This window comes from Enteractinococcus helveticum (assembly GCF_020742345.1).
Lineage (GTDB): Bacteria > Actinomycetota > Actinomycetes > Actinomycetales > Micrococcaceae > Yaniella > Yaniella helvetica_A.
In genome coordinates this window covers 1-4,186 of sequence record NZ_DYXC01000015.1, presented here as the reverse complement: position 1 = coordinate 4,186, position 4,186 = coordinate 1, and the positions used below count along the sequence as shown (strand labels likewise).

6 protein-coding genes are annotated in these 4,186 nt (G+C 51.5%); 2 read left to right on the top strand and 4 right to left on the bottom strand.

Annotated elements, in window-relative coordinates:
- Positions 1–232 precede the first annotated feature (232 nt).
- Both K8V32_RS14600 and K8V32_RS01010 read left to right on the top strand, forming a co-directional pair.
- Complete coding sequence (locus K8V32_RS14600; protein ID WP_369681022.1) at positions 233–466, top strand: DUF2188 domain-containing protein; 234 nt, start codon at positions 233–235, stop codon at positions 464–466.
- A 90-nt stretch (positions 467–556) separates the two neighbouring features.
- On the top strand, positions 557–1,039 hold the full coding sequence (locus tag K8V32_RS01010; protein ID WP_303901521.1) for a hypothetical protein: 483 nt from the start codon (positions 557–559) through the stop codon (positions 1,037–1,039).
- A gap of 205 nt (positions 1,040–1,244) precedes the next feature.
- Here the strand turns inward: K8V32_RS01010 and K8V32_RS01005 are convergent, their stop codons facing one another.
- The 4 genes from K8V32_RS01005 to K8V32_RS00990 all read right to left on the bottom strand — a co-directional run bounded on the left by K8V32_RS01005 (position 1,245) and on the right by K8V32_RS00990 (position 3,821).
- On the bottom strand, positions 1,245–2,168 hold the full coding sequence (locus tag K8V32_RS01005) for a hypothetical protein (protein ID WP_303901518.1): 924 nt from the start codon (positions 2,166–2,168) through the stop codon (positions 1,245–1,247).
- Positions 2,169–2,822, bottom strand: coding sequence for a Fe(II)-2OG oxygenase family protein (locus tag K8V32_RS01000; protein WP_303901515.1), 654 nt, complete (start codon positions 2,820–2,822; stop codon positions 2,169–2,171).
- 229 nt (positions 2,823–3,051) lie between these two features.
- The gene (locus K8V32_RS00995; protein WP_053917629.1) at positions 3,052–3,351 is read right to left on the bottom strand and encodes a transcriptional regulator; all 300 of its coding nucleotides are present in this window, start codon (positions 3,349–3,351) and stop codon (positions 3,052–3,054) included.
- The gene (locus tag K8V32_RS00990) at positions 3,351–3,821 is read right to left on the bottom strand and encodes a hypothetical protein (RefSeq protein WP_148639615.1); all 471 of its coding nucleotides are present in this window, start codon (positions 3,819–3,821) and stop codon (positions 3,351–3,353) included. The genes K8V32_RS00995 and K8V32_RS00990 overlap by 1 nt, the downstream gene beginning before the upstream one ends.
- Positions 3,822–4,186 lie beyond the last annotated feature (365 nt).

Below are 4,186 nucleotides of genomic sequence, written 5' to 3'. Positions count from 1 at the left end.
CCCCGTTCTTGCAGGACTGCGCTAGCAGTTGCCTCCATCAGGTCTTTAGAGAAACCGATTACCTCAAGATTGTCTTTATCCCGAACGAGCGCCCTATTGATCTGCTTTATCTTGCGGTAGATGCCGTCTGTTTGTTCGGGGATTGTGTACGACCCGATTTTGGACCTAGAACATACGTTTGCCTTATGACATAATGGTTGCATAAAGAATTAGTAGGCATGAGGAGAGCGAAGTGTCCGGTAAGAATGTCCATCAGTCATGGGATAGTGAACGCCAGCAGTGGAAGGTAGGGAGAGAGGGGGCCTCTCGAGCTTCTGGCTATCGCGATACAGAATCCGAGGCGCGAGAGTGGAGCCAAAAGCTCGCTAAGGACAGCGGCAGCGAGTGGATAAAGCATCGCAAAGATAACAATCGTATCCATCAGCGTAATTCATATGGTGACGATCCCTTCCCTCCTCGTGGTTAAGCGAGATAGCTAAGACGTAAAAGAGCCTGCCGTTCCTGTTCCGGGCAGTCTGGGGATATTTTATTATGCTGATGATGTGCTTGGAGTTTCATGAAGCCGGATTCGCCCGAAAGTAGCTGGGAGAAGGAAGAATTTCTTGCCGTCTTGGGCATTATTGACTCCGAGATTAACCGACAGCTATCAGACCACATTCGTTCTGCCACGTCCTTGACTAACCGGGCAGCGCTGCTCGTCACCTCTTCATTGATTTTTGTATCAATTCCTAAAAATGGGGATGAAAATAACTGTTGGTTCGCCTTGGCTCTGGCATTTGGCATGTCTGCTGCGATTCTCGGAGTGATAGCGCTTTTCTTTCACCCAAAGAGTCAAGAGCTAAAACTTTCCAGCCTTGAGGAGCAACTTGTGGGAAAGACTGAAATTGAGGCTATGAGAGCGATAGCTGAATCGAAGCGTATTACATTGACTCAAGGCAGGGCGCGGGTTCTAAAAACATCGAAGTTCGTGATTTGGGGGTTCGTTTCTTTAGCTATGTCTTTAGTGTGTACGGTAGCTTATTCTTTGATTGGAGGCTGAAGCTGTGGAACCGGAAAAGGAAACGCAGGATAATGACGAGCAGGGACGGTTTCACTTACCGCCTGCTATATCCCTGGAGCGTGAAGACGTTGTGAAATTTAATCAAGCACCTGATCGTCCACGATCCTGAAGGCCAGTGCGTGCAGACTCTTCTCCGCATGGGAATTTTGGAGATGGAGGAGAGGATTGATTGGACACTACTTCTCTAATCATTGCCGTATTCACCTTCTCTGTAAGGATCTTCATCTGTCTCAATCGTCACGGCGGTATTAAGACCTGCATATTCGAGCAGTTGAGGGTCATCAAGAACTAAGTGACAGTTGGGGCAAATATAGAAGTCTGGCTCAAAAGTGACTTCGACGTAGGGGTAGCGTTCGTACGAATCGTCTGAATCTGACCACCATGCGATTTCCTTCGTATCAGCGTAGTCCGATTGCACTTCTCCAACGGAATCACAGACAGGGCATTCCACTTGCAGTCTGTAGCTTAGTTGAGGATTTTGACGTAGCAAGTTGTCCCAGCGGGACTTCTCCCTCGCTGACATATTGCCTTCCTCGAATCTCTTTAGATTGCGTTTCGCTGTTTCAACTGCGGCTTCATACTGCTCTTTGACGCGATGTGTATGAAGTTCTAACTGTTGGTTGACATTCTCGAGCTCGGAAAAGCCGACGAGTTCTCCAAGGCTGCGCTGCTGAGAAGTAAGCAATATATTGACGAGTGACCAATATTCAGGCCACCATGCAGGATCTGGAAGGGTAAGAATTTCAATCCCCGCCCCGTGTAAATAGTCATTCCGTGTGCCAGCGATTTTTTTCGCAGCTTTTTCATCGAACGGACGAAAGATTTGTGCGCACCTTGAGAAAATAGTTTTAGCTGGGGCGGTTACACTCTTTGCACCATCTTGCAAGTCAAGCGCCTTTAGGAGGTTGCTTCCTCCGTCGGCTACGGGATCTATAACTAAGGTCGGTGATGTTTCCGCAAGGGACCACTTCGCCAGGAGTTCCAGGCCGAGAGCCGCCCATATACGACGCTCGTCTTCAGAGCTTGAGCCTGCTGGTTCCAATGCTCGATTGATGAATAGTTTTGCTTTTAACCAAAATCCCGATGGCGCGTAAGGGTTTACAGTCATCTATTTCCTCTTTACTGCAAGACGCTTTAGACGGCGAGTGTTGTCGCCCTCTGAAAGTCGCGAGCGGCCATGTAAAATGCGCTTGTTGTCTATAACCACGATCTTGCCCCTGGCATCCCAATGAATGTGTTCAATTTCCTGTTCGGGAGGGGTGGTCAGAATGCGTGAAAGGCCCCTCGCAGATTGGTCTGCGGGACTCATACAGCCAGGATCGAAACGAATTGTTCCATCGTTATATGCTTGCGTTAACCAGCGCTCTTTTCCGTTGTGTACGACAAATACTCCATTTTGAGAATCCTGTGGAATTCGTGGAACTCTCCAAACTCGCGTTGACGTGTCGTTAGCTGTCTCAGACCACAGCAACACAAAGTCTGGCGTACTTCGTAGGTGAGCCCCGTCCGTATGCAGCGGTTGCTGGTCAAGTCCCGTTGTGGCACTAAGTGAGAATGGATTTGCGGTTTCACGTGTTTGTGGTTTTAGTTCAGAAATAGGATCCTCATTCGGCCGATTCTTTAGTGGCTGAAAGTTATGTTGCTCCAGCCAATTCAGCAGGCTATCTTCGAATGCCCACGATAGCGTGAGCAACGTTAATTCGCCTATAGCTAAGCCAGAGCGGTGAGCTTCGTTGAAGAGCTTGTCCATTTCGCTAATCACACGCAGAGCTTATCAACTGAGGCCGGGGACGTCTTTCGTCAAGGCCCGAATAGTTTTGGAGCCGTAGATAACATTCTCTTGAAGTACATGCCAGCAACGTATTAGTTGCTGGTTTACCAGCACTTTCCGGCTCTTCGCAGTTGAGGGGGTAGCTGCGAAGAGCCCGATAAAGCGTCTACCTAACGAGAGCAGAGCAGGCGTTGTGTGGCGGCGGAAGCACGCGGAACTCCTATTCGCCCGTGACCTCGCGCAGGAAGGTAACGTGCCCCTTGAACGCGACCAGTCCGGCATCAGTCATCTCGGCCCACGTCTTGGTGCGTCCACCGAGCGTGAGCCCTTTATGGAGGCGGAGATAGCCGACCTGCTCCAACTGCTTCAGGTGCTTACTGAGGGTCGGATCGCTCACCTCGAGGGCATCACGAATGACCGCGAAGTCAGTGGCGCCCAGACGCGCGAGCATTCCGCAGATGCGGAGCCGCACAACACCATGGATGGTTTCATCGAAGCGAGAAACGGTGCCTGACACCATCAAGCCCCCTCAGCAACGTCGCGCGTAAGGGCTCGCTCCATCTGCATCCCAAACAGCACCGTTGTGCCGCCGGCAAGAAGTGCCGTGGGCCACAACGCCCACTCGATACCGAACTGATCGTAGGCAATCACCCCGACCGCGATGATGATGACCGCAAGCAGCAACTGAATCACACCTGGAGCGACCGCACGCTTAGACCTCGACCATGGTTCCGCGTGCGTGCGGGTCACCCACGGACGAATCACGCCGAGCCCCACAAACACAAGAACACTCACCCCGAAACCGACCGCCTGTCCGTCACCGAGACCGAACGACAGGGCGAACCCCGCGATGCTCGCCCCATGCAACATGATCAACCACCACGGCGCTGCAGCACGAGCGCCCGCCGCCGCACGATCAGCCGCCAACGATTCCAGCTGAGACTGTGCGTCATCGCGGTTGATTGGTCCCACTTGCTCACGTCTTTCCATGTCGGCAACCTTACACTTGCCGGTTCGGAAACACCACCAGTTCTATCGGAGTCGCTGGATGAGCGGCTCTTTGCAGTTGAGGGGGTAGCTGCGGGTCGTGGTTTGGGCGCGTCGGTTTTCATCCTTAATGACTCCCGCTGGAAGTATTCACCTGGCGTTGTTCTCAATGTGATCGCAGCGGATAAGCAGGGGAAATACTTGGAGTCATCGACTTTAGATTTTTTCGACGCTAACTCCTCCTACAGTTCAATCCCTGTACCTGTGGACATCGTAGAAATATCTCCGTACACGGACATGTAATAGTTCTATTTAGGTACACCCCAATAGGGCAGTTTTAGAATTTCTGTCGCCCTAGCGTGGTCGAC

Excerpts from the sequence above, each read along its gene's own strand:
- K8V32_RS00995 (WP_053917629.1), bottom strand. The coding sequence starts at position 3,351 with ATGGTGTCAGGCACCGTTTCTCGCTTCGATGAAACCATCCATGGTGTT.
- K8V32_RS01005 (WP_303901518.1), bottom strand. The coding sequence starts at position 2,168 with ATGACTGTAAACCCTTACGCGCCATCGGGATTTTGGTTAAAAGCAAAA.
- K8V32_RS01010 (WP_303901521.1), top strand. The coding sequence starts at position 557 with ATGAAGCCGGATTCGCCCGAAAGTAGCTGGGAGAAGGAAGAATTTCTT.
- K8V32_RS00990 (WP_148639615.1), bottom strand. The coding sequence starts at position 3,821 with ATGGAAAGACGTGAGCAAGTGGGACCAATCAACCGCGATGACGCACAG.